General features: G+C 50.8%; 2 protein-coding genes. Both read left to right on the top strand.

Going from position 1 to position 649, the window contains the following annotated elements; all coding sequences use genetic code 11:
- The coding region (locus tag CHM34_RS18315; RefSeq protein WP_094266043.1) for a hypothetical protein at window positions 1-314 on the top strand (314 nt) is incomplete at its 5' end.
- The coding region (locus tag CHM34_RS18320) for an HK97 gp10 family phage protein (RefSeq protein ID WP_094266044.1) at window positions 307-649 on the top strand (343 nt) is incomplete at its 3' end. The genes CHM34_RS18315 and CHM34_RS18320, both read left to right, overlap by 8 nt.

Raw genomic sequence — 649 nt, forward strand, 5'->3', positions numbered from 1 at the left:
CGGTGGTTCAAATGAGACACAATGACGTGATCCACCTGGTGGGGATTGAAATCATAGAAGATGAGATCGGGAACCAGATCAAACAGGAGACGGAGCGGCAGGTATTCGCCAATGAAATGTCTGTCGGCCAGGCTGAATATTACAATGCGGCAACAGCGGGACTCCGACCATCTAAAATATTCGAGGTGTACACCTTTGAATATGCGAATGAGCGGCAGTTGAAGCACAACGGGATCAAGTATCGGATCATCCGAACGGAAACACGTGGGGAAAAGACCCGGATCACTTGTGAAAGGGTGGCCGCTGATGGCTAGAATTGAGGATCTTTCAAGAGAGATTTCACAGGCACTGAAGGACTATACGGAAGAAGTAACGGAAGGTCTGGAAGAAGCGAAGGAAGCTGCTGCCAAAAACGCAGTTAAAAAGCTGAAACAAAGAAGCCCGAAGGATACCGGGGACTATGCGAGGGGATGGCGCGCGAAAAAAATGGGGAGAGCTTGGGTTGTCCACAACGCAACGGATTATCAGTTGACCCACTTGCTTGAACATGGACACGCTAAACGTGGCGGAGGGCGGGTGGCGGGTATTCCCCACATTGGCCCGGTGGAGGAGGAAGCGATTCAGGAATATGTCCAGAAATCTGAGAAGG

This window comes from Paludifilum halophilum (assembly GCF_002245355.1).
Classification (GTDB): domain Bacteria; phylum Bacillota; class Bacilli; order Thermoactinomycetales; family DSM-45169; genus Paludifilum; species Paludifilum halophilum.